This window comes from Rhizobium ecuadorense (genome assembly GCF_001187535.1).
GTDB classification, from domain to species: Bacteria; Pseudomonadota; Alphaproteobacteria; order Rhizobiales; family Rhizobiaceae; genus Rhizobium; species Rhizobium ecuadorense.
The window spans coordinates 1-244 of sequence record NZ_LFIO01000128.1; the positions used below are offsets into that span (position 1 = coordinate 1).

Here is a 244-nt window from a genome sequence, read left to right on the forward strand (position 1 = left end):
CAGTCCTGCATCCGCGCTCGCGGTAACGGGCGAGAATAGTCGGATCGGCATCGTGCTCAACGACCAGGCATTCGCAATGCGCAACTGGCAGGATGCTATGAGGGGCAGCAGTGCCGAATTTCTCCGAGGTTGCAGCCACCAACACCCTCTTGCTCCTGGACGTCGCAAACCGCTTGAACTCCGCATCCTCGAAGCCGAACACCGTGATGCCGGCCTCGAGATCGACGCCGCAGGCGCCGAGAAT

The 244-nt window shown here is 61.5% G+C and carries 1 pseudogene; it reads right to left on the minus strand.

Annotated features, from left to right (window positions below):
• Positions 1-244 (minus strand): annotated as a pseudogene (locus tag AF337_RS04260) (DeoR family transcriptional regulator); the annotation flags it as partial.